Origin of the sequence: Streptomyces herbicida, from assembly GCF_032656585.1 — a bacterium.
GTDB classification, from domain to species: Bacteria; Actinomycetota; Actinomycetes; order Streptomycetales; family Streptomycetaceae; genus Streptomyces; species Streptomyces herbicida.
This window is the reverse complement of the sequence record NZ_JAUYWJ010000028.1, coordinates 69,341-91,161: the sequence shown is the minus strand read 5'-3', so window position 1 is coordinate 91,161 and position 21,821 is coordinate 69,341. Positions and strand designations below refer to the sequence as shown.

Sequence of the window (21,821 nt, the reverse complement as noted above, 5' to 3'; positions counted from 1 at the left end):
TGCCTGCGCCGGGGTGAACTACTTGGAGAGCCCCGGGTACAGCGGGTGCTTGTCGGCCAGGGCCTTGACCCGGGCCTTCAGGGCCTCGGCGTCGTAGGACGGCTTCAGCGCCTGCGCGATCACATCCGCGACCTCGGCGAAGTCCTCGGCCGTGAAGCCGCGGGTCGCCAGGGCCGGCGTACCGATCCGCAGGCCGGAGGTCACCATCGGCGGACGCGGGTCGTTCGGGACCGCGTTCCGGTTGACCGTGATGCCGACCTCGTGGAGGCGGTCCTCGGCCTGCTGGCCGTCCAGCGCGGACTCGCGCAGGTCGACCAGGATCAGGTGCACATCGGTGCCGCCGGTCAGGACGTTGACCCCGGCTTCGCGGGCGTCGGCCGCGGTGAGCCGCTCGGCCAGGAGCTGCGCGCCCTCGACCGTACGGCGCTGGCGCTCCTTGAAGTCCTCCGAGGCGGCGACCTTGAAGGAGACCGCCTTGGCCGCGATCACGTGCTCCAGGGGACCGCCCTGGAAGCCCGGGAAGACGGAGGAGTTCAGCTTCTTCGCGAAGTCCTTCTTGGCGAGGATGATGCCGCCGCGAGGGCCGCCCAGCGTCTTGTGGGTGGTGGAGGTGACGACATCGGCGTACTCGACCGGGTTCGGGTGCAGACCCGCCGCGACCAGACCGGCGAAGTGCGCCATGTCGACCCACAGATACGCCTCGACCTCGTCGGCGATCCGGCGGAACCCGGCGAAGTCCAGCTGCCGCGGGTACGCCGACCAGCCGGCGATGATCACCTTCGGGCGGTGCTCCTTGGCGAGCCGCTCGACCTCGGCCATGTCGACCAGGCCGGCCTCGTCCACGTGGTAGGCGACCACGTTGAACTGCTTGCCGGAGAAGTTCAGCCGCATGCCGTGGGTCAGGTGACCGCCGTGGGCCAGGTCCAGACCGAGAATGGTGTCGCCGGGCTGGGCCAGCGCGAAGAGCGCGGCCTGGTTGGCCGAGGCACCCGAGTGCGGCTGCACATTGGCGTACTCGGCGCCGAACAGCTCCTTGACCCGGTCGATGGCGATCTGCTCGGCGACGTCGACGTGCTCGCAGCCGCCGTAGTAGCGGCGGCCCGGGTAGCCCTCGGCGTACTTGTTGGTGAGGACCGAACCCTGGGCCTCCATGACCGCGGCCGGAGCGAAGTTCTCCGAGGCGATCATCTCGAGGGTGGACTGCTGGCGGAGCAGCTCGGCGTCGACCGCGGCGGCCACGTCCGGGTCGAGCTCGTGCAGGGGCGTGTTCAGGACGGACATACGTCTACGACTCCTCAGCCGGCGGTGTGGGCGGCGTACTCGTCGGCGGAGAGCAGGTCGGCCGGCTCGTCCGTGACGCGTACCTTGAACAGCCAGCCGCCCTCGAAGGGGGCCGAGTTCACCAGGGAGGGGTCGTTGACGACGTCCTCGTTGATCTCGGTGATCTCACCCGTGACCGGCGAGTACAGGTCGGAGACCGACTTCGTGGACTCCAGCTCGCCGCAGGACTCGCCCGCGGTCACCGTGGAGCCGACCTCGGGGAGCTGGGCGTAGACGACATCGCCGAGCGCGTTGGCCGCGAACTCGGTGATACCGACCGTCGAGACGCCGTCCTCGGCGACCGACAGCCACTCGTGCTCCTTGCTGTAGCGCAGCTGCTGGGGGTTGCTCATGGCCTGAATTCTCCTGTACGCGGGAATGTGCTGATGACTGGGGGAGTACTGAAACCGCAGGTGAGCAGGGGTGATGTGCCCGGCATCACAGCGGGCGGGCGCAGGGCCTGGCTGATCGGTCTTTACTTCTGGCGCTTGTAGAAGGGCAGGGCCACGACCTCGTACGGTTCGTGGCTGCCGCGGATGTCCACGCCGACACCCGCCGTACCGGGCGCGGAGTGCGCCGCGTCGACGTAGGCGATGGCGACGGGCTTGCCCAGCGTGGGGGAGGGGGCACCCGAGGTGACCTCGCCGATCACCGCGCCGCCGACGACGACCGCGTACCCCGCGCGGGGGACCCGACGCCCCTCGGCGACCAGGCCGACCAGGACGCGCGGCGGGTTCTGCTCGGCGCGGGCCGCGGCCTCGGTCAGCGCCTCGCGCCCCACGAAGTCACCCTCCTTGTCGAACTTCACCACCCGGCCGAGGCCGGCGTCGAAGGGCGTCAGGGAGGTCGTCAGCTCGTGCCCGTACAGCGGCATGCCCGCCTCCAGGCGCAGCGTGTCGCGGCAGGACAGGCCGCAGGGGACCAGGCCGACGCCCTCGCCGGCCTTGGTCAGCGCCTGCCACAGTTCCACGGCGTGCTCCGGCTTCACGAACAGCTCGAAGCCGTCCTCGCCGGTGTAGCCGGTGCGGGCGATCAGCGCGGGGACGCCGGCGACGGTGCCGGGCAGGCCCGCGTAGTACTTCAGGCCGTCCAGGTCGGCATCGGTGAGGGACTTCAGGATGCCGGGGGACTCGGGGCCCTGGACGGCGATCAGGGCGTAGGCGTCGCGGTCGTCGCGGACCTCGGCGTCGAAGCCGGACGAACGTTCCGCCAGCGCGTCGAGGACCACCTGGGCGTTGGAGGCGTTGGCCACGACCATGTACTCGGTCTCGGCCAGCCGGTAGACGATCAGGTCGTCCAGGATGCCGCCGTCGGCCTGGCAGATCATCGTGTAGCGGGCGCGGCCCACCCCGACGGAGGCGATGTTGCCGACGAGCGCGAAGTTCAGGAACTTCGCCGCCTCCGCGCCGGTCACGGTGATCTCGCCCATGTGCGAGAGGTCGAAGAGTCCGGCCTTCGTACGCACGGCGATGTGCTCGTCGCGCTCGGAGCCGTAGCGCAGCGGCATGTCCCAGCCGGCGAAGTCGGTCATGGTCGCACCGAGCGAACGATGCAGCGCATCGAGCGCGGTATGACGGAGTTCGGTACTGCTCATCGGTCGGTTGTCTCCCAAGGCATGACAGGCGAGGTCGTTCCTCCCCATCTGTCATCGGAACCTGAGAGGTTCGCCATGACCACCCCTATCAGGGACGGACACGGCTTGCACCTTGGGTGGAGCCGCCGTCACGGCGGCCCGCTTTTCAGATGTGCCTCGCCCGCGCGGTAACGGGGCCTGAGAGATTCAAGGGAGGGACTTGCTCCTTCGGCGCCCCGGCAGTGCTGCCGAGGACTCTCCCGCGCGGATTCAAACGGCCGGTATGCAGTTGGCGGCCACATCATTGCACGCCTCGCCCGCGCACGGCAGGTCGGCTTCTGTAACCGGGCTGTGGCAGTACGCGCATGAAAACGCGAGGCACCGGGCATTACCTTCTCTTTACGCTCGACGGGCAGGGGATTTCCGAGCCCAAGGGGAGGACGATCACGGTGAACAGGACCACGGCGTACGCCACGACCACGGGCATGGCACTGCCGAAGCGGCCGGCCGCCCCGGCCCGCGGGCGCTGCGACGAGCGCCCGGCACCGGTCGTCCGCGATCTGCGCGAGCGCGTCGGCCACAGCCCGCACGGCCTGCTCTTCGGGCCCCGCGACCTGGTCGTCATCACCGGCCTGCCGGGCAGCGGCAAGTCCACCCTGATGCAGCGTGCGGTCCGGGGCGCGCGCATCGACTCCCAGGACACCCGTGACCGCTGGGACGCCCGTATGCCCCGCCTCCTGCCGTACGCGCTCTACCGCCCCCTGGTCCGCCTCGCCCATTACGCCGGGCTGCGCCGCGCCCTGCGCTCCGGCGAGGGGGTCGTCGTGCACGACTGCGGCACCCAGACCTGGGTGCGCGACTGGCTGGCCCGCGAGGCCCGCCGCCGCGGAGGCACCCTGCACCTGCTGCTGCTCGACGTCACCCCGGACACCGCGCTGGAGGGCCAGCGCGAGCGCGGCCGCGGCGTCTCCCGCTACGCCTTCCTGCGCCACCGCACGGCAGCCGCCCGCCTCCTGCGCGCGGTGGAGCGGGGCGAGCTGCCCGCGGGCTGCGGCTCGGCGGTGCTGCTGGACCGGGCCGCGGCGGACGTCCTGCACCGGATCGGCTTCGCGGGGTGAAGCCGGGGTACCGGTACCCGCTAGCCTTTCCAGCCATACCAGTGGTTCCCAGCAGGCGGTAGGCAGATGGACTTCCCGGCGGACTTCCCCACGGACTTCCCGGCACAGGCACACCCCCATCCGCACGGCGGATGGCCCGGCAACGAGCTGGAGGAGGTGCTGTCGGCGTCCCTCGGCGTGCCGTCGGCCGGCGCCCGGATCGTCGAGGTCCTGAGCCGCAGTTTCGTGTGGATCCCGCTGCCCAGCGGCGGCGGCCCGCACAGCGGTCCCCTCGATCTGCCCACGATGGAGATCCACGGCCAGGTGTACGTCCCGGTGTTCAGCTCGGAGGAGCAGTTCCGCCAGGTCGTCGGCTCCCACATGTCGTACACCATCGCCCCCGCCGTGGAGTTCGCCCGCGGTCTGCCCCCGCAGGTCGGCCTTGCGGTCAACCCGGACGGCGTGGTCGGCGTCCCGCTCCCGCCGGACGCGGTCGCCGAGCTGTGCCGGGCGGGGCGCACCGAGCTCGACGGCCCTTCGACCGGCGGTCGCGTCCGCCTCTACGAACCCGACTGGCAGGACGACCCGGTCGACTTCCTCGCCGCGGCCTCGGCGGAGTTCGCCGAGACGGGCGTGGTCGCCACGGCCCGCCGCTGCCTCGCCGTGATCGAGACCGCGGACCCGGTGATGTTCGTGGGCGTCGAACTGTCCCAGTGGGAGGGCGACCTGCGCGCACTCCCGCTGGAAGCACTGGGCAAGGCCCTGGGGAAGGTCCCGGTGCCGTGGCCGGTCAACCTCGTACTGCTCGACGTGGCGGAGGACCCGGTGGGCCACTGGATGAGGGAAAACGTCAGGCCCTTCTACCAGTACGGCCACTGAAGCGCGCTTCGCCCACGCGCACCGGGTCCCGGGCCATCGGGCGCTTAAGCTGTTTCCATACGCGGGGCAACTTCTCGAAGGGGCGGTAAACCAGGTGAGCGCGAGCGGCAGCGGCACCGCGACCGGACAGGTCGAGCACATGCTGCGGCAAGTCACGCCCGGGCGTTACGACGCCTACGAGGCGCTGTTGCGCGCACTCGCGACGCCGTCCTCCGGCCAGGTCTGGATGCTCCTGTGGCACGGCCAGGCCGGCTCCCCGGACGCCCAGTACGGAAACATGGAGGTCGACGGGTACGGCTACGCCCCCTGCGTCACCTCCGCCCAGGAGCTGTCGGCCAGCGGCTGGAACCGGTCGTACGAGGTCGTCGACGGCCTCGACGTGGCCCGCACCCTCTACCCCGACCAGTACGGCCTCTGGCTGAACCCGCATGCGCCCGGCGGCGGCGTGGGCATCCCCTGGCTCGACCTGCGCCGTATCGCCACCGGACTGGACCGCCAGCCCGCCGGTCCGCTGCACCTGTCCGAACCGGCCATCGAGATCCCGCAGTTCTACGCCCTGCTGGCGCAGAACGCCCACCGCACCCCGGCGGTCCGCTCGCTGCGCCGGGCCTGGGTGCAGCCGGCGCTGGGGGCGCCGTACCTGGCCATCGGCCTGGACGTGTACGACACCTCCCCGCCGGCGGTCGACTCGGTGCGCGCGATGATGCAGCAGTCCATCGGCGCGGTCCCGGACGGGCTGCCGGTGTCGACGGTGGCGATGACGGACGAGTACGACCCGGTCGTGATGTGGATGCGGGCCGGCGCCCGCCCGTTCTACGACCGCGAGGCGCACGCGGCCGTGCCCCAGCACCAACTGCAGGCCCAGCACCCGGCCCCGGCCGCCAATTACGGTTACCCGCCCGCACCCGGCGTCCACTGACAGCACTGTGCCCGCCTCTCGGTCGAGAGACGGGCACAGTCATGTCACTCGGTAGCTGTCACCCGGTCACGGCTTCGGCGTGCACGCGTGCTTCGAGACGCACGTGGAGTAGAAGAGCTTCGCGGTCACGGCGTGGAACACACGGTAGTTCCTTAAGCGACACAAGGGTGACACCTCGACCCTCTTGTGTGATTGCCGTCACAGCCGGGTGGATGGCGCCGGATGGCGTTGGATGGCGCGGGATGGTGCGAGTTGGGATGTTTTGCGATGGAAGAACGCTACTTGTCGGCGTTCGATCCCCGTAACTCCCCGTCCGCATAACGGGTAACCACAGCCTGCATCACGGTTGCGCATCCATTCACGGTCAAGGCTGGCAACTGATCGCCGAAGCGTTGAAGACTCCCACTTCAAGGGGTTCGCCCCTGTGTACGACGGACTGAATGAGGCCGCTACCAGCGGCAAGTGCGGGCCGGCTACCGCCGGTTGAGAGGGGTCCCTGCCAGATGACGGCACCATTGCACGAGCCGACTGCGGAAGCGGCCCCGAGCGCGGCCGAGGAAGCGGCGGCTGCCGCTGCCGGCGACAAGGCCGTACAGGGACGTTCCCTGGGCCGCATCGCCTGGGAGCGCCTCAAGCGGGACAAGCTCGCCCTCACGGGTGGCGTGGTCGTGCTTGCCCTCATCGCGCTCGCCCTGCTCGCGCCGGTGATCACCAACCTGCTCGGGCAGGACCCGGACGCCTACCACGAGAACCTGATCGACCCGCTGTTCGGCACCCCCAAGGGGTCGCTGGGGGGCATCAGTGGAGACCACCTGCTGGGTGTCGAGCCGGTCAACGGCCGCGACATCTTCGCCCGCATCCTCTACGGTGCTCGGGTCTCGCTCCTGGTCGGCTTCCTGTCCGCCATGGTCGCCGTCGTTCTCGGCACCGTGCTGGGCATCCTGGCCGGCTTCTTCGGCGGCTGGGTCGACTCCGTCATCAGCCGCGTCATGGACGGTCTGCTGGCCTTCCCGCAGCTCCTGTTCACCATCGCCCTGGTCTCCGTCATGCCGAACGACATGCTCGGCCTGACCGGTTCCAGCGTGCGGGTGTTCGTGATGATCCTGGTCATCGGGTTCTTCGGCTGGCCGTACATCGGACGCGTGGTGCGCGGACAGACACTCTCACTGCGTGAGCGCGAGTACGTCGAGGCTGCCCGGTCGCTGGGCGCCGGGCGGTTCTACATCCTCTTCAAGGAACTCCTGCCCAACCTCGTCGCGCCCATCGTCGTGTACACGACGATGATGATCCCGACCAACATCCTCACCGAGGCGGCACTCAGCTTCCTTGGCGTAGGCGTCAAGCCGCCTACCGCCTCCTGGGGGCAGATGCTTTCGAGCGCGATCGACTACTACGAGTCGGACCCCATGTACATGGTGGTCCCTGGTGTGGCGATCTTCGTGACCGTTCTTGCCTTCAACCTCTTCGGCGACGGCGTGCGGGACGCGCTGGACCCGAAGGGCTCCCGCTGAACCGCCTTACCCCAAGCGTCCCGTGGCACTGCCACGGGGTCTCTCATCAATATCCGGAGGATCCGAGATCGTGACTACCCAACGCACCTCAGGGCGGCGGAAGCAGGCGTTGGCCGCTGCTGCCGCGGTCACCGCGCTGCTGACCACGGCGGCGTGCGGCGGCGGCAACAGCGATGACGGCGACAAGGGCTCGAAGACGGGCGCGGCCGGTTTCGACGCGGCCAACAACAAGGTTGCCCAGGCCGACCTCGCCAAGAAGGGCGGCACGCTGCGCTTCGGTGGTGCCCAGGACGCCGACTCGTGGGACACCACGCGCGGCTACTACGGCTTCATGTGGAACTTCGCGCGCTACTACAGCCGTCAGCTCGTCACGAACAAGACGGAGCCCGGCAAGGACGGCGCCACGCTGACCCCGGACCTCGCCACCGGTCTCGCCAAGGTCTCCGACGGCGGCAAGACCTACACGTACACCCTGCGTGACGGCGTCGCCTGGGAAGACGGCAAGCCGATCACGTCCAAGGACATCAAGTACGGCATCGAGCGCGTCTGGGCGCAGGACGTGCTGTCCGGTGGTCCGGTGTACCTGAAGGACGTCCTCGACCCCAAGGGCGCGTACAAGGGCCCGTACAAGGACTCCGCCAAGGACAAGCTCGGTCTGAAGGCGATCGACACGCCGGACGACAAGACCATCGTCTTCCACCTCCCGAAGGCCAACTCGGACTTCGAGGAGATGCTGGCCCTGGTCTCGGCGTCCCCGGTCCGCCAGGACATGGACACCAAGTCCAAGTACGGTCTGCACCCGTTCTCCTCCGGCCCGTACAAGTTCGCCTCGTACAGCCCGGGCAAGGACCTCACCCTGGTCCGCAACGACAAGTGGAGCCAGGCCTCGGACCCGATCCGCAAGGCCTACCCGGACAAGATCACCGTTCAGTTCTTCTCGGACGCCAACCAGCTGGACCAGCGTCTGCTCAACGGTGACCTGGACCTGGACATCAACCAGACCGGCATGTCGCCGCAGGGCCGCACCACCGCCCTGAAGGAGCACAAGGCCAACCTGGACAACCCGGTCTCCGGCTACATCCGCTACGCGGTCTTCCCGCAGAGCGTGAAGCCGTTCGACAACATCGAGTGCCGCAAGGCCGTCATCCTCGGCGCCGACCACGTGTCGCTGCAGACCGCCCGTGGTGGCCCGGTCGCCGGTGGCGACATCGGCACCAACATGCTCCCGCCGTCCGTCGCGGGTGCCGAGGGCCAGAAGTACGACCCGTACAAGCTCGCGGGCGACAACAAGAGCGGCAACGAGGCCGACGCCAAGGCTGCGCTGAAGGCCTGTGGCAAGCCGAACGGCTTCAAGACCACCATCGCCGTCCGCAACAACAAGCCGGTCGAGGTGGCCACCGCCCAGTCCCTGCAGGCGTCGCTGAAGAAGATCGGCATCACCGCCGAGATCGACCAGTACGACGGTTCGCAGACCACCGGCATCATCGGCAGCCCTTCGAACGTGAAGAAGAAGGGCTACGGCATCATCATCATGGGCTGGGGTCCGGACTTCCCGTCCGTCCAGGGCTTCGGTCTGCCGCTGTGGGACAGCAAGTACATCCTGCAGAGCGGTAACTCGAACTACGCGCTGATCAAGGACAAGGCGATCGACGGCCTGTTCGACCAGTACGTCAACACGCTGGACGACGCGGGCAAGACCAAGATCTCCACGGAGATCAACCACAAGGTCATGGAGGGCGCGTACTACCTGCCCTTCGTCTTCGAGAAGTTCATCAACTGGCGCGGGGACAACCTGGCGAACGTGTACACCACCGACGGCTACAGCGGTATGTACGACTTCGTCAACCTCGGCCTGAAGTCAGCGAAGTAAACCCGGCACACCCGCCGAACGGCACGAAAGGCAGGTGAAGGCCGGCGACGCGTGATCGCGGGCCACCGGACGACCTCCGGTGGCCCGCGGTCCGCGGCGGGCCGAGAGCTGTGCTCGCTTACCTCATCAGGCGGCTGTTCGCCGCCGCAGTGATGCTCGTGGTCATCGTCATGGTGGTCTTCGGCATCTTCTTCCTCGTCCCCAAGTGGGCGGGCGTGGACATCGCCACGAGCTTCGTGGGCAAGCAGGCCGACCCGGCCGCCGTCGAAGCGGTACGCGTGAAGCTGGGACTCGGCGACCCGATCTACACCCAGGTCTGGCACTTCTTCAAGGGCATCTTCGCGGGCCGCACCTACGCGGCCGGCGGTGACGTCACCCACTGTGCCGCGCCGTGCTTCGGCTACTCCTTCCGCAGCGAGCAGGCCGTCTGGCCGGTGCTGACCGACCGCTTCCCGGTGACCCTGGGTCTCGCGCTCGGTGCCGCCGTACTGTGGCTGGTCTTCGGTGTCGCGGCGGGTGTGCTCTCCGCGCTCAAGCGGGGCAGCCTCTGGGACCGCGGCGCGATGCTCGTGGCGCTGTCGGGTGTCTCTCTGCCCATCTACTTCACCGGCATGCTCTCCCTGGCGGTCTTCGCGTTCGGTCTGAAGTGGATCGACGCGAAGTACGTGCCCCTCGACCAGAGCTTCGGCGGCTGGTTCGGCGGCATGATCCTCCCCTGGATCACCCTCGCTTTCCTCTACGCGGCGATGTACGCCCGGATCACCCGCGCCACCATGATGGAGATCCTCGGTGAGGACTACATCCGCACGGCACGCGCGAAGGGCCTCAAGGAGCAGGTCGTCATCGGCAAGCACGCCATGCGCTCCACGATGACGCCGATCCTGACGATGCTCGGCATGGACCTCGGCGCCCTCATCGGCGGCGCCATCCTGACGGAGTCGACGTTCAACCTGCCCGGTCTCGGCCGTGCCGTCCTCGACGCCATCAAGAACCAGGACCTGCCCATCATTCTGGGCGTCACCCTGATCACTTCTCTCGCGGTGCTCATCGCCAACCTGCTGGTGGACATCCTGTACGCCGTGATCGACCCCCGCGTGAGGCTGTCATGACCGAACTCAGCAAGACCGGAGCCGCCGTGGGCGAGCCCACCTCCGCGCACACCCCGACCGCCTTCCTCGAAGTGCGCGACCTGAAGGTGCACTTCCCGACCGACGACGGCCTGGTCAAGTCCGTGGACGGGCTCAGCTTCACGCTGGAGAAGGGCAAGACCCTCGGCATCGTGGGCGAGTCCGGCTCCGGCAAGTCGGTGACCTCGCTCGGCATCATGGGCCTGCACACCGCCGGCCAGTACGGCAAGCGCAAGGCGCGGATCTCCGGTGAGATCTGGCTGGACGGCACCGAGCTGCTGTCCGCGGACCCCGACCATGTGCGCAAGCTGCGTGGCCGCGAGATGGCGATGATCTTCCAGGATCCGCTGTCGGCCCTGCACCCGTACTACACGATCGGCCAGCAGATCGTGGAGGCGTACCGGACCCACCACAACGTCGACAAGAAGACCGCTCGCAGGCGGGCGGTCGAGATGCTCGACCGGGTGGGCATTCCGCAGCCCGACAAGCGCGTCGACAACTACCCGCACGAGTTCTCCGGCGGTATGCGTCAGCGCGCGATGATCGCGATGTCGCTGGTCAACAACCCCGAGCTGCTCATCGCGGACGAGCCGACCACCGCCCTGGACGTGACCGTCCAGGCGCAGATCCTCGACCTGATCCGTGATCTGCAGAAGGAGTTCGGCTCCGCGGTCATCATCATCACCCACGACCTGGGCGTCGTCGCCGAGCTGGCCGACGACATCCTGGTGATGTATGGCGGCCGCTGCGTCGAGCGGGGACCGGCGGACAAGGTGTTCTACGAGCCCCGGCACCCCTACACCTGGGGCCTGCTCGGCTCGATGCCGCGCCTCGACCGCGAGCAGCAGGACCGCCTGATCCCGGTCAAGGGCTCCCCGCCCTCACTGATCAACATCCCGTCCGGCTGCGCCTTCAACCCCCGCTGCCCGTACGCGGACATCCCGAAGGACGACGTCACCCGCACGGTCCGCCCCGAGCTGACCGAGGTCGGCAGCAAGCACTGGGCCGCCTGCCACATGAGCAAGGAGCAGCGGGAGCGTATCTGGACCGAAGAGATTGCGCCGAAGCTGTGAGTGACAAGAAAGCAGTGACGATTCCTGCGCAGAGCAAAGGCGCCGACCGCGCCGACGGCGAGGTCCTGCTGAAGGTCACCGGCCTGCAGAAGCACTTCCCGATCAAGAAGGGGCTGCTGCAGCGGCAGGTCGGCGCGGTGCACGCGGTCGACGGCATCGACTTCGAGGTCCGGGCCGGTGAGACCCTGGGCGTCGTGGGCGAGTCGGGCTGCGGCAAGTCCACGATGGGCCGACTGATCACCCGGCTGCTCGAACCGACCGGCGGCACGGTCGAGTTCGAGGGCAAGGACATCACGCACCTCGGTGTGGGGGGCATGCGCCCGCTGCGCCGCGATGTCCAGATGATCTTCCAGGATCCGTACTCCTCGCTGAACCCGCGCCACACGATCGGCACGATCGTCGGCGCCCCCTTCCGGCTGCAGGGCGTCGAGCCCGAGGGCGGCATCAAGAAGGAGGTCCAGCGGCTGCTGTCGGTGGTCGGTCTCAACCCCGAGCACTACAACCGCTATCCGCACGAGTTCTCCGGCGGTCAGCGTCAGCGCATCGGCATCGCCCGCGCGCTGGCCCTGAAGCCCAAGCTGGTGGTCGCCGACGAGCCGGTCTCCGCCCTGGACGTGTCGATCCAGGCGCAGGTCGTCAACCTGATGGACGACCTCCAGGAGGAGCTCGGCCTGACGTACGTGATCATCGCGCACGACCTCTCGGTCGTCCGGCACGTGTCGGACCGGATCGCGGTGATGTACCTCGGCAAGATCGTCGAGCTGGCGGACCGGGAGTCGCTGTACAAGGCGCCGATGCACCCGTACACCAAGGCGCTGATGTCGGCCGTGCCGATCCCGGACCCGAAGCGGAAGTCCGCGAAGAGCGAGCGCATCCTGCTCAAGGGCGATGTGCCGTCTCCCATCTCGCCTCCCTCCGGCTGCCGGTTCCACACCCGCTGCTGGAAGGCGACGGAGATCTGCAAGACGACCGAGCCGCAGCTCATCGAGCTGAGGCCCGGCCAGCGGGTCGCCTGCCACCACCCGGAGAACTTCGCCGACCAGGCCCCCCAGGACACGGTCCTCATCTCCGCCGCCAAGGAGGCGTCGGAGCTGGTGCCGGACGCCGTCCTGGAGGACTCGGCCGAGACGTCGGCCGCGGTGGCGGCAGCGGTCGCGGAGTCGGAGGCCGTGGAGGACAAGCCCGCGGTCGAGGCCGAGGCCGCTGCCGAGGCTCCCGCCGAGGACGACGAGGCGCCCGCCGCGGCCGACTCCCAGGAGTCAACCGACAAGTAACGCATGACAACTGGGCAAAGTCATGTACATGCCCGAACGGGAGAGCGCAGAGTCGACCGTGTCCGTCCACTGACAGACACACGCTCGAAGGGACGACTCATGGCACTCTCCCGTTCGGCACGTTTAGGCGCCGTCGCCACCGCGGCGGCCTCCTTCCTGGTCATCGCCGCCTCCTCCGCCCCCACCCCGGGCGCCCCCGGCATCGGTGACCCGTACTTCCCGCAGCTCGGCAACGGCGGCTTCGACGCCCGGCACTACGCCCTCGACATCGCGTACGACCCGGCCACCGGCCGCCTCGACGGCCGTACGACCCTCACCGCCCGCGCCACCCAGAAGCTCTCCTCCTTCGACCTCGACCTGCAGAAACTGGAGGTCACGAGGATCGCGGTGAACGGCAGACGAGCCGAGTTCACGCGCGACGGCGACGAGCTGACCGTCACCCCGCGCGGCACCCTGCCGAGGGGCCGGGACTTCACCGTCACCGTCACCTACGGCGGCGTCCCCCAACCCCTCGGCGGCCCCATCGTCTTCGGTTCCGACTACGGCTGGATGAAGACCGGTGACGGGGTCTTCGTCGCCTGCGAACCCAACGCGGCCTCCACCTGGTTCCCGTCCAGCGACCACCCCTCCGACAAGGCCGCCTACGACATCCGGATCAAGGCCCCCAAGGGCCTGACCGCCGTGTCCAACGGCCGGCTCGTCTCCACGTACGACAAGGGCGACTCGACGTACACCCACTGGCGCGAGAGCAGGCCCATGGCGACCTACCTCGTCACCGCCACCATCGGGAAGTTCGACGTGCGGACGGGGCGGACCCCCGGTGGCATCCCGATCTACGTCGCCATCGACCCGGCCCTCGTGGGCGGCAACGCCGTGGACGTGTACGCCGTCACCGCGGCCGCCACCGACTACTGGTCCCAGGTCTTCGGGCCGTACCCCTTCGAGGAGACCGGCGCGATCGTCGACGACATGCCCGAGGCGGGCTTCTCGCTCGAGGTGCAGTCCAAGCCCGCCTACTCGGCCGTGCGCAGCGAGACGACGATCGTGCACGAGCTGGCCCACCAGTGGTTCGGCGACTCGGTCAGCGTGGCCCGGTGGAAGGACATCTGGCTCAACGAGGGCTTCGCCACCTACGCCCAGTGGCTGTGGGCGGAACACCAGGGCACCCGCTCGGCACACGACTCCTTCCTCGCCGCCTACAACGTCCGCCCCGCCGACTCGGCCTTCTGGCAGATCGTGGTCGGCGACCCGCAGCGCGACACCATGTTCGCCTCCGCCGTCTACCAGCGCGGTGCGATGACGCTCCAGATGCTGCGGGAGCGGATCGGTGACGCGGCCTTCTTCAGGCTGCTGCCCGCGTGGACCCGGCTGCACCGCTACGGCAACGCGGACACGGACGACTTCATCCGGCTCGCGGAGCGGATCAGCGGACGGCAGCTGGACGATCTGTTCCAGTCGTGGCTGTTCACGACAGGTAAACCTGTCGTTTGATCCTTACATTGCAAGGTGCACCCCATTCTCTGGGTAAGAATAGAAGGGTGCTCCAGCAACTCTTCAGTCCCTCCGTCCAGCACACGCTCGACCTGGTCGGCATCTTCGTGTTCGCCATCTCCGGCGCGCTGCTGGCCGTCCGCAAGAACTTCGACGTGTTCGGCATCGCCGTCCTCGCCGAGGTCACCGCGCTGGGCGGAGGGCTGTTCCGGGACCTGGTCATCGGGGCCGTGCCCCCGGCCGCCTTCACGGACACGGGGTACTTCCTGACTCCGCTGCTCGCCGCGCTCCTGGTCTTCTTCCTGCACCCGCATGTGGAGCGCATCCAGGTCGCGGTCAATGTCTTCGACGCGGCCGGCCTCGGCCTGTTCTGCGTGGCCGGCACGACGAAGGCGTACGACTACGGCCTCAACCTCACCGCGTCGGCGACCCTGGGCCTGGCCACCGCGGTCGGCGGCGGTGTGCTCAGGGACGTGCTGGCCAACGAGGTGCCCTCGCTGCTGCGCTGGGACCGCGACCTGTACGCGGTCCCGGCGATCGTCGGCGCCACCATGGTCGTGCTGTGCATCCACTACGACGCGCTGACCCCGTTCACCAGCGGGCTCGCGGTCGTCACCGCTTTCGTCCTGCGCCTGCTCGCGATGCGGTTCCACTGGCGAGCGCCGCGTGCGTGGAATCGACGGTCGACGGTGACCGAGGAGTAGTCCCGGTCCTGACGTGGCTCTGGCCCATCTGCAGGGTCAGCCAGCGGAAGACCGTCGTCACCTGCGGTTTCCACAGCGCCATGGTGTGGCCGCCCGCGCTGCGCGGCACGAACGCCACGTGCACGGTCGTCGGCGCCTTGGCGACCGATTCGAGGGCCACGCCCGCCTCGTAGCCATCGCGGGGCTGGCCGGAGATGTAGAGGGCGATCCTGGGCGGAACGGCGGCCTTCTTGAGGATCAGGTAAGGATTGTTCTCGGCCCGCACCCTCGGGTTCTGCGCGGCCAGCGAGTTGCGCTCGCCGATCGGGTCGTTGTAGCCGGACATGCCGACCGCGGCCCGATAGCGGTCGGGGTGGGCGACCGCCAGCTTGACCGCACAGTGCGCGCCCGCCGAGTACCCGGCGACCGCCCAGCCACCCGGGGCGGGGTCGGCCCGGAAGTTGTCCATGACCATCTTCGGCACGTCGATGCTGAGCCAGCTGTCGGCGTTCACCTCGCCGGGGGTGTTCGCGCAGCCGGTGTCCACGCCGGCCAGCAGAGTGGTGCGGGGCGCCACCATGATGAACGGCGCCACCTGGCCGCTCTTCATCAGCGGCAGCAGCTGCTCGTGCGCCTTCAGCGCCCCGAACCAGGCCTTCGCCGAGCCGGGGTAGCCGGGCAGCACCTCCACCACCGGGAACTTCTTGTGCCGGTAGGCGGGTTCGTTGTACTGCGGCGGCAGCCAGACGTAGACCTCGGCGTCCACGCCGGACACCCGGCCCTTGAGCTGGGTGACGCGCACGCCGCCGGCCTGGCGCATGCCCGGTCCCTCGGCCGCCTTGAACGTCTGCTTCACTTTGGGCAGCTTCTTCACTGCTATCCCGCCGGTGCCGTCCCGGCCGAGGTCGGCGGCCTGCTGGACGTGGTTGCCGGTGCCGAACAGGTCGGCCCAGTTGTCGTACAGGTTGTTCTGGTTGTTGACCAGGACGAAGACCAGGGTGACGGCCGTGCCCTGGGCGAACAGCAGCATCAGGACCCGGGCCGTGGCGCGCAGGACCTTGGGTCCCCGCATCCTCGACCACAGGACGAGCGGCAGTATGAGGGCGACGACGGACAACACGACGGTCGTGTAGAGGAACGGAGTCCCGGTGAGGCTCATGTCCTCATAGAGGGGATTGAGCGACTCCGGGTTGTGGACGTGTCCTGACACTTACCGAGAAATTGCCGGAACCTCACCTGACAGGACGATCATCAGGTCATCCGCGCATCCTCCAAAGCTACCGCTTAGTAATTTCTTGTTGTACCGTTCGAGCATGCCAGAAGCAGCTACCGCACCCTCCCCCGCTCTCGGCTTCGCTCGAGCCGGGGGACCCCCGTCGCGGGCCGTGATCGGCGACAGCGAGTTCGACCGCGACACCGCGGTCACCCGGCGCGAGCCCGGCGTCTACGACATCGACCTCTCGGCCGGCTGGACGATCATCAGCGCCGTCAACGGCGGCTATCTGCTGGCCGTCCTGGGCCGGGCCCTCGCGGACGCCCTTCCGCACCCGGACCCCTTCACCATCTCCGCGCACTACCTGACGGCGTCCCAGCCGGGTCCCGCGGTGGTGCGCACCGAGACCGTGCGCTCCGGCCGCGGCCTCTCCACCGGCCAGGCCTCCCTCTTCCAGTACGACGAGCAGGGCAACGAGGTCGAGCGCATCCGCGTCCTCGCCTCCTACGGCGACCTCGACAGCCTCCCCGACGACGTCCGTACGACGGCGACGCCGCCCGCGATCCCACCCTTGGACCAGTGCTTCGGTCCCGCTGACGGTCCCGCCCCGGTCGACGGCAGCTCCGCCATCGTCGACCGTCTGATGCTCAAGCTCGACCCCTCCACCCTGGGCTGGGCCCTGGGCGCGCCCTCCGGCAAGGGGGAGATGCGCGCCTGGTTCGGCCTCGCGGACGGCCGCGACGCCGACCCCTTCTCCCTCCTCCTCGCGGTGGACGCCCTGCCGCCCACCGCGTTCGAGATCGGCCTCAAGGGCTGGGTCCCCACGGTCGAACTCACCGTCCATGTGCGCCACCGCCCGGCCCCGGGCCCCCTGCGGGTGTCGATCACCACCCGCAATCTGGCGGGCGGCTTCCTGGAGGAGGACGCCGAGGTCTGGGACAGCAAGGACCGCCTGGTCGCCCAGTCCCGCCAGCTGGCCCGCGTCAGGCTGCCCTGATCGGCGCACGCCCCAGCCAGGCCGCCAGCCGCCCGTAGGAGTCGGCGCCTTCGGGGGCCGGCCGGGCCGCGGCGAAGGGGGTCTCCGAGTCGCGTTCGGGGTCGGGCAGTACACGCCGGGCCGTGGCGAGCGCGACCTCGGCGAGCTCCGGGTCGAGCTCGTGCGGGTGGCCGAGGGACTCGGCGAGGTCCCAGGTGTGGGTCACCAGTTCCATCAGGTATCCGGACAGGGCCGCGTGGCCGGGGGCCTCGCCCCAGGGCACGCGGACCATCGCCGCCATGCGCTCGTCGGGAGCCCAGGCCTTCAGGACCCGCTCCCGGATCTCGTCGTACGCGGCGGCCCACGCATCGTCCTCGACGCCGTCCGCGAACGGGTGCACGGCCATGCCGTCGCCGCCCTCGCCGACCACCGCGATCCGCCGGGAGCCGCCGACGACGTGGCTCAGCAGGGTGCGGACGTCGAACTCGGTGCAGGGCGTCGGTCCGTCCAGCTGCTCGGGCCGGACGGTCTTGATGAGGGCGGCCGCCTGTTCGGTGGCGCGGGCGTAGAGCGGACGGGGGTCCATGGGCAGGGCGTTCGTGGCGTTCATGCGAGCCTCTCCTTGGGTCGGTGCGTCGAGGATCGGCGGATAACCTGACAGTTTCCGTCAACATTTGCGTCCGGGCCGCGAGCGGCGCGATCGTGGTCGGGTGAAGTCCGACCGCCTGCTGTCGATCCTGCTGCTCCTGCAGACCCGGGGCCGTGTCCCGGCGCATGAACTCGCCGACCGCCTCGAGGTGTCGGTGCGCACCATCTACCGTGACATCGAGGCCCTGTCGGCCTCCGGCGTCCCCGTGTACGCCGAGCGCGGCCGGCACGGCGGCATCGAACTCCTCGCCGGATTCCGCACGGACGTCACCGGCCTGACCGCCGACGAGTCCCGGGCCCTGTTCATCCTGGCCGCCCAGGGCGCGCACGCCGCGCTCGGTCTGGACGCGGCGCTCGGCTCGGCGCTGCGCAAGGTGATGGCGGCCCTGCCGGCGCCGTACCGCCCTGCCGCTGAGCTCGCGTCGCGGCGCATCCTGGTCGACGCCACGCGCTGGAAGGGCGGCCCGCAGAAGGCCGTCGACCTGGAGGTGCTGCAGGACGCGGTGTTCGCCGACCGGCGTCTGAGGCTGTGGTACCGGCACAGCGGGGAGCGGGAGGTGCGGACGTACACCGTCGACCCGTACGGCCTCGTCGCCAAGGCGGGCGTCTGGTACCTGGCCGCGGACCGGCGGGCGAAGCCGCAGCTGTTCCGGGCCGACCGGGTGCGCTCCGCGCGGCTGCTGGACGACCCGGTGCGGCGCCGGCCCGGTGTCGAACTCGCCGACGTCTGGGAGGTGCTGCGGCGCCAGGTCGAGGAGCGCCCGGCCGGGATCGACGTCACGGTGCGGGTCCGCAGGGACCGCCTCGACATGTTCCAGCGCATGACCGCCTCCTCGCTCACCGAACTCCCCGACGTCGAGGGTGACGAGGAGTGGGTGACCGCGCGGCTGTCGTACCCGTTCGTCCCTGCTGCCCGCCAACTCCTCGCGTTCTCGGACTCGGTGGAGGTGCTCTCCCCGCCCGAGGTGCGCGCGGAGCTCGCGTCCGCGGCCCGTTCTGTCACGGACCTGTACCGGGCGGCAGCCCGGGGGCACGACTGAGGGACCAGGTCAGCACGGTGACTTGGGGTGCGCTTTACCCGATTGACAGGCCATCGACAGGGCGGGCCCAAGAACGGCCCAAGCGCCGTTGATTGAGTGCCCGCCCCAAGACTTCCTCAGCATCCGTGGAGCTGTCTCATGAAGCGTGCACGCCTCGTCCCCGCCGTCGCCCTGCTGGCGCTGTCCCCGCTGCTGCTGACCGCGTGCGGTTCGGGCGACTCGTCGTCCTCGAACGGTACCTCCGGGCAGCAGGGTTGCCAGGCGCCGTCCGGCATGCCCTCCGGCGGTGCGTCGGGGCGCCCGAGCGGCGCCCCGTCCGGCGCACCCTCGGGCAGGCCGACCGGCCTTCCCAGCGGCACCCCGACCGGCCTCCCCTCGGGCATGCCGAGCGGTGGCCCGGGCGGCGGTCAGGGCGTACCGGGTGGCGGCCAGGGCGGCTGCGGCGGTCCGGGCGGCGCTCGGCCGGGCCAGGGGCAGCAGGCCCAGCAGGGCTGAGACGGGATTCCGTACGGCAGGGGCGGCGCGCTCGGTGAAGGGGCGCGCCGCCCCTGCCGCTGTGCCGGGGTCAGTCCAGCCAGTGGCGCCGGCCGAGGCTGATCAGCCGCAGCTGCCGGGCCGCGACCTGGGCGACGCGCTCCTGCTCCTCCTGCGAGGCCGAGGCCTCCAGGGCCTCCAGGAACAGGGAGGCCGTGATGAGCATCTGGTCGACGTAGAGGTGCGCGAGCATCAGCAGGTCGTCGTCGGTCCAGCCGACCGCCTCCGGGTCCTTGGCCAGCTCGGTCCGCACTTCCTCGGCGAACCTGGTCAGCTGGGCCCGGATGGCCTCCCGCACCGGCTGGACGCCGCCGTGCCGCTCGCGGGCGATGAAGCGGACGTGGGCGGGGTGCGTCTCCACGTGCCGGGCGATCAGACGGATGGCGCGGATGATGCGCTCGTCGCTGTCACCGGCCGTGGACACCGTGGTCCGCACCATCGGGTGCAGGCTGCCCAGCGCCTCGTCGACGAGGGCCACGCCGAGGTCCGCGGTGGAGCGGAAGTGCCGGTAGAAGGCGGTCGGGGCGACGCCGACGGCCCGGGTGACCTCGCGCAGGCCCAGGCTGCTCAGGCTCTGCCCCTCCAACAGGCCCAACGCAGCGTCCAGGAGTGCCTGCCGGGTCTTCTGTTTCTGGGCCTGCCGGATGCCGAGGGTGTGACTCATGTCATCCAGTTAACAACTGTTCTCTGGAATTGAAAAGCCGTAGGACGCGCTAGACTCAAAGTCAGTGAACAACTGTTACTACAACCGTTCACCGAAACTTCATGGAGGGGGGATCGAATCCCATGCTGTTCCTTGTCGCCGCGCTCATGCTGTTCGGTGTGGTGCTGGGCACCGTGGCCCACGCACCGCTGACCCTCAGCCTCGCCGTGGCCGCCGGCATCGCCGTCTGGCTCGGCATCTTCGCGCTGCGCGAGCGCCACGGCCGACGTCGTCACTCATCGGCCAACTGACCGTCCGCACCGACCTGCAGGAGCTGAGCATCATGCAACTCACCGCACCGGCCACGGGTCGCCCCGACACCCGTTCCGGCACGCGCGACGCCGACGGCATGGCCGTGGCGTCCTTCATCCTGGGCCTCCTCGGCCTTCTCGTCCTCAACGTCTTCCTCGGCCCCATCGCCCTCGTCCTGGCGGGCGTCGCCCTGTGGCGCGGCACGGCCCGTCGCGGCCGCGCGTATCTCGGCCTCGCGCTGGGCGTGGCCGACCTCGTGGTCCTGGTGGTCGCCATGGAGGTGTCCAACACGGTTTCGTGGAGCCTGTGAGCCCGGAGAACGCACCTTGACCAACGGCTGACGCCCCGAGGACGACGGGGCACGGCCGCTGACATCGCCCGGCCTGCCCGCCGGGCCGCCATCAAGGGGCCCGTAGAATCGGGCTCACCATGGCTTACCTCGACCACGCCGCGACGACCCCGATGCTCCCGGAGGCGGCAGAGGCACTGACCGCCGCGCTGAGCGTCACCGGCAACGCCTCCTCCCTCCACGCGTCCGGCCGCAAGGCCCGCCGTGCGGTCGAGGAGTCCCGCGAGACGCTCGCCGAAGCGCTCGGCGCCCGCCCCAGCGAGGTCGTCTTCACCTCCGGCGGCACCGAGGCCGACAACCTCGCGGTCAAGGGCCTGTACTGGTCCCGCCGCGACGCCGACCCGGCCAGAACCCGTGTCCTCGCCAGCCCCGTCGAACACCACGCGGTTCTCGACGCCGTGCACTGGCTCGGTGAACACGAGGGCGCCACCGTCGAGTACCTCCCTGTCGACCCCTACGGCCGGGTGCACCCGGATGCCCTGCGCGAGGCGATCGACCGCAACCCCGACGACGTCGCCCTGGCGACGGTCATGTGGGCCAACAACGAGATCGGCACGGTCATGCCGGTCCGTGAACTCGCCGATGTCGCCGCCGAGTCCGCTGTCCCGTTGCACGCGGACGCGGTCCAGGCCGTCGGCCAGGTCCCCGTCGACTTCGCCGCCTCCGGCCTCGCCGCGATGACGGTCTCCGGCCACAAGATCGGCGGCCCGTACGGCATCGGGGCCCTCCTTCTCGGCCGTGAGTACACCCCCGTCCCCGTCCTGCACGGCGGCGGTCAGGAGCGCCACGTCCGCTCCGGCACCCTCGACGTCCCGGCGATCGCCTCCTTCGCGGTCGCCGCCCGGCTCGCCGCCGAGCAGCGCGAGTGGTTCGCCCGGGAGATCGGCGCCCTGCGGGACGACCTGATCGAGGCAGTCCGTACGGCGGTTCCGGACGCGATCCTCGGCGGCGACCCGGTGGACCGCCTCCCGGCCAACGCCCACTTCACCTTCCCGGGCTGCGAGGGCGACTCCCTGCTCCTGCTGCTGGACGCCCAGGGCATCGAGTGCTCCACCGGCTCCGCCTGCACGGCCGGCGTGGCCCAGCCCAGCCATGTCCTCCTAGCCACCGGCACCGACCCGGACCTGGCCCGTGGCACCCTGCGCTTCTCCCTCGGCCACACCTCCACCGAGGCGGACGTCGAGGCGGTGGCAAGGGCGATCGGCCCGGTGGTGGAACGGGCGCGGGCGGCGGGCCTGACCTAGGGGTGTCGTCCGACCGCGCCGCCGAGGAACTTGCGCCGGCGCTGT

22 protein-coding genes and 2 riboswitches are annotated in these 21,821 nt (G+C 69.8%); of the genes, 16 read left to right on the top strand and 6 right to left on the bottom strand.

Annotated elements, in window-relative coordinates:
• Window positions 1-18 precede the first annotated feature (18 nt).
• The 3 genes from glyA to gcvT form a co-directional block, all read right to left on the bottom strand.
• Window positions 19-1,281 carry a serine hydroxymethyltransferase gene (gene glyA, locus Q8A52_RS41130; protein WP_316761773.1) on the bottom strand — a complete coding sequence of 421 codons (1,263 nt, stop codon included), beginning with the start codon at window positions 1,279-1,281 and terminating at the stop codon, window positions 19-21.
• Between the two features lie 14 nt (window positions 1,282-1,295).
• Complete coding sequence (gcvH, locus tag Q8A52_RS41125; protein ID WP_316761771.1) at window positions 1,296-1,673, bottom strand: glycine cleavage system protein GcvH; 378 nt, start codon at window positions 1,671-1,673, stop codon at window positions 1,296-1,298.
• Between the two features lie 122 nt (window positions 1,674-1,795).
• Window positions 1,796-2,914, bottom strand: a complete 1,119-nt coding sequence (gcvT, locus tag Q8A52_RS41120; protein WP_316761769.1) for a glycine cleavage system aminomethyltransferase GcvT — start codon at window positions 2,912-2,914, stop codon at window positions 1,796-1,798.
• Window positions 2,915-2,952: 38 nt separating this feature from the next.
• A riboswitch (glycine riboswitch) is annotated at window positions 2,953-3,069 on the bottom strand.
• A riboswitch (glycine riboswitch) is annotated at window positions 3,070-3,166 on the bottom strand.
• 176 nt (window positions 3,167-3,342) lie between these two features.
• Here gcvT and Q8A52_RS41115 point away from each other — a divergent pair.
• From Q8A52_RS41115 to Q8A52_RS41070, 10 genes are all read left to right on the top strand, one after another.
• Complete coding sequence (locus Q8A52_RS41115) at window positions 3,343-4,011, top strand: AAA family ATPase (protein WP_316761766.1); 669 nt, start codon at window positions 3,343-3,345, stop codon at window positions 4,009-4,011.
• Window positions 4,012-4,077: 66 nt separating this feature from the next.
• Entirely contained in the window at window positions 4,078-4,869 is a 792-nt protein-coding gene (locus Q8A52_RS41110; RefSeq protein WP_316761763.1) for an enhanced serine sensitivity protein SseB, read from the top strand.
• A gap of 139 nt (window positions 4,870-5,008) precedes the next feature.
• Complete coding sequence (locus tag Q8A52_RS41105; protein WP_408649344.1) at window positions 5,009-5,788, top strand: enhanced serine sensitivity protein SseB C-terminal domain-containing protein; 780 nt, start codon at window positions 5,009-5,011, stop codon at window positions 5,786-5,788.
• Window positions 5,789-6,291: 503 nt separating this feature from the next.
• Window positions 6,292-7,299 carry an ABC transporter permease gene (locus Q8A52_RS41100; protein WP_316761758.1) on the top strand — a complete coding sequence of 336 codons (1,008 nt, stop codon included), beginning with the start codon at window positions 6,292-6,294 and terminating at the stop codon, window positions 7,297-7,299.
• Between the two features lie 70 nt (window positions 7,300-7,369).
• The gene (locus tag Q8A52_RS41095) at window positions 7,370-9,169 is read left to right on the top strand and encodes an ABC transporter substrate-binding protein (RefSeq protein ID WP_316761756.1); all 1,800 of its coding nucleotides are present in this window, start codon (window positions 7,370-7,372) and stop codon (window positions 9,167-9,169) included.
• 110 nt (window positions 9,170-9,279) lie between these two features.
• The gene (locus tag Q8A52_RS41090; RefSeq protein WP_316761754.1) at window positions 9,280-10,278 is read left to right on the top strand and encodes an ABC transporter permease; all 999 of its coding nucleotides are present in this window, start codon (window positions 9,280-9,282) and stop codon (window positions 10,276-10,278) included.
• Window positions 10,275-11,369 (top strand): ABC transporter ATP-binding protein, encoded by a 1,095-nt coding sequence (locus Q8A52_RS41085; protein ID WP_316761752.1) that lies wholly within the window; start codon window positions 10,275-10,277, stop codon window positions 11,367-11,369. Before Q8A52_RS41090 ends, Q8A52_RS41085 begins: the two co-directional genes overlap by 4 nt.
• Before the next feature lie 14 nt (window positions 11,370-11,383).
• Window positions 11,384-12,643 carry an ABC transporter ATP-binding protein gene (locus Q8A52_RS41080; RefSeq protein WP_316761749.1) on the top strand — a complete coding sequence of 420 codons (1,260 nt, stop codon included), beginning with the start codon at window positions 11,384-11,386 and terminating at the stop codon, window positions 12,641-12,643.
• A 99-nt stretch (window positions 12,644-12,742) separates the two neighbouring features.
• The gene (locus tag Q8A52_RS41075) at window positions 12,743-14,134 is read left to right on the top strand and encodes a M1 family metallopeptidase (RefSeq protein ID WP_316761746.1); all 1,392 of its coding nucleotides are present in this window, start codon (window positions 12,743-12,745) and stop codon (window positions 14,132-14,134) included.
• A 47-nt stretch (window positions 14,135-14,181) separates the two neighbouring features.
• Window positions 14,182-14,838: a trimeric intracellular cation channel family protein gene (locus tag Q8A52_RS41070; protein WP_316761743.1), complete on the top strand. Its 657-nt coding sequence runs from the start codon at window positions 14,182-14,184 to the stop codon at window positions 14,836-14,838.
• Here Q8A52_RS41070 and Q8A52_RS41065 read toward each other — a convergent pair.
• Window positions 14,747-15,976 carry an alpha/beta hydrolase gene (locus Q8A52_RS41065; protein ID WP_316761858.1) on the bottom strand — a complete coding sequence of 410 codons (1,230 nt, stop codon included), beginning with the start codon at window positions 15,974-15,976 and terminating at the stop codon, window positions 14,747-14,749. The genes Q8A52_RS41070 and Q8A52_RS41065 overlap by 92 nt on opposite strands.
• Window positions 15,977-16,130: 154 nt before the next feature.
• On the opposite strand from Q8A52_RS41065, the gene Q8A52_RS41060 reads away from it, so the two are divergent.
• Window positions 16,131-17,027: a thioesterase family protein gene (locus tag Q8A52_RS41060; protein WP_316761741.1), complete on the top strand. Its 897-nt coding sequence runs from the start codon at window positions 16,131-16,133 to the stop codon at window positions 17,025-17,027.
• On the opposite strand, the gene Q8A52_RS41055 is transcribed toward Q8A52_RS41060, so the two are convergent.
• Window positions 17,014-17,616 carry a TIGR03086 family metal-binding protein gene (locus Q8A52_RS41055; RefSeq protein ID WP_316761739.1) on the bottom strand — a complete coding sequence of 201 codons (603 nt, stop codon included), beginning with the start codon at window positions 17,614-17,616 and terminating at the stop codon, window positions 17,014-17,016. The genes Q8A52_RS41060 and Q8A52_RS41055 overlap by 14 nt on opposite strands.
• A gap of 100 nt (window positions 17,617-17,716) precedes the next feature.
• Here Q8A52_RS41055 and Q8A52_RS41050 point away from each other — a divergent pair, with 100 nt between their 5' ends.
• Complete coding sequence (locus Q8A52_RS41050) at window positions 17,717-18,694, top strand: helix-turn-helix transcriptional regulator (protein ID WP_316761737.1); 978 nt, start codon at window positions 17,717-17,719, stop codon at window positions 18,692-18,694.
• A 138-nt stretch (window positions 18,695-18,832) separates the two neighbouring features.
• Complete coding sequence (locus tag Q8A52_RS41045; RefSeq protein WP_316761736.1) at window positions 18,833-19,189, top strand: hypothetical protein; 357 nt, start codon at window positions 18,833-18,835, stop codon at window positions 19,187-19,189.
• Between the two features lie 70 nt (window positions 19,190-19,259).
• Here Q8A52_RS41045 and Q8A52_RS41040 read toward each other — a convergent pair whose 3' ends face one another.
• Window positions 19,260-19,892, bottom strand: coding sequence for a TetR family transcriptional regulator (locus Q8A52_RS41040; RefSeq protein WP_316761734.1), 633 nt, complete (start codon window positions 19,890-19,892; stop codon window positions 19,260-19,262).
• A 122-nt stretch (window positions 19,893-20,014) separates the two neighbouring features.
• On the opposite strand from Q8A52_RS41040, the gene Q8A52_RS41035 reads away from it, so the two are divergent.
• The 3 genes from Q8A52_RS41035 (at window position 20,015) to Q8A52_RS41025 (ending at window position 21,776) form a co-directional block, all read left to right on the top strand.
• Entirely contained in the window at window positions 20,015-20,182 is a 168-nt protein-coding gene (locus Q8A52_RS41035; protein WP_316761733.1) for a hypothetical protein, read from the top strand.
• 32 nt (window positions 20,183-20,214) lie between these two features.
• Window positions 20,215-20,493: a DUF4190 domain-containing protein gene (locus Q8A52_RS41030; RefSeq protein WP_316761731.1), complete on the top strand. Its 279-nt coding sequence runs from the start codon at window positions 20,215-20,217 to the stop codon at window positions 20,491-20,493.
• 119 nt (window positions 20,494-20,612) lie between these two features.
• Complete coding sequence (locus Q8A52_RS41025; RefSeq protein WP_316761729.1) at window positions 20,613-21,776, top strand: cysteine desulfurase family protein; 1,164 nt, start codon at window positions 20,613-20,615, stop codon at window positions 21,774-21,776.
• The last annotated feature ends 45 nt before the right edge of the window (window positions 21,777-21,821 follow it).

Coding starts and splice junctions, on each gene's coding strand:
- glyA (WP_316761773.1), bottom strand. CDS start 1,281: ATGTCCGTCCTGAACACGCCCCTGCACGAGCTCGACCCGGACGTGGCC.
- gcvH (WP_316761771.1), bottom strand. CDS start 1,673: ATGAGCAACCCCCAGCAGCTGCGCTACAGCAAGGAGCACGAGTGGCTG.
- gcvT (WP_316761769.1), bottom strand. CDS start 2,914: ATGAGCAGTACCGAACTCCGTCATACCGCGCTCGATGCGCTGCATCGT.
- Q8A52_RS41110 (WP_316761763.1), top strand. CDS start 4,078: ATGGACTTCCCGGCGGACTTCCCCACGGACTTCCCGGCACAGGCACAC.
- Q8A52_RS41105 (WP_408649344.1), top strand. CDS start 5,009: ATGCTGCGGCAAGTCACGCCCGGGCGTTACGACGCCTACGAGGCGCTG.
- Q8A52_RS41100 (WP_316761758.1), top strand. CDS start 6,292: ATGACGGCACCATTGCACGAGCCGACTGCGGAAGCGGCCCCGAGCGCG.
- Q8A52_RS41085 (WP_316761752.1), top strand. CDS start 10,275: ATGACCGAACTCAGCAAGACCGGAGCCGCCGTGGGCGAGCCCACCTCC.
- Q8A52_RS41075 (WP_316761746.1), top strand. CDS start 12,743: ATGGCACTCTCCCGTTCGGCACGTTTAGGCGCCGTCGCCACCGCGGCG.
- Q8A52_RS41065 (WP_316761858.1), bottom strand. CDS start 15,976: ATGAGCCTCACCGGGACTCCGTTCCTCTACACGACCGTCGTGTTGTCC.
- Q8A52_RS41060 (WP_316761741.1), top strand. CDS start 16,131: ATGCCAGAAGCAGCTACCGCACCCTCCCCCGCTCTCGGCTTCGCTCGA.
- Q8A52_RS41055 (WP_316761739.1), bottom strand. CDS start 17,616: ATGAACGCCACGAACGCCCTGCCCATGGACCCCCGTCCGCTCTACGCC.
- Q8A52_RS41045 (WP_316761736.1), top strand. CDS start 18,833: ATGAAGCGTGCACGCCTCGTCCCCGCCGTCGCCCTGCTGGCGCTGTCC.
- Q8A52_RS41040 (WP_316761734.1), bottom strand. CDS start 19,892: ATGAGTCACACCCTCGGCATCCGGCAGGCCCAGAAACAGAAGACCCGG.
- Q8A52_RS41035 (WP_316761733.1), top strand. CDS start 20,015: ATGCTGTTCCTTGTCGCCGCGCTCATGCTGTTCGGTGTGGTGCTGGGC.
- Q8A52_RS41030 (WP_316761731.1), top strand. CDS start 20,215: ATGCAACTCACCGCACCGGCCACGGGTCGCCCCGACACCCGTTCCGGC.
- Q8A52_RS41025 (WP_316761729.1), top strand. CDS start 20,613: ATGGCTTACCTCGACCACGCCGCGACGACCCCGATGCTCCCGGAGGCG.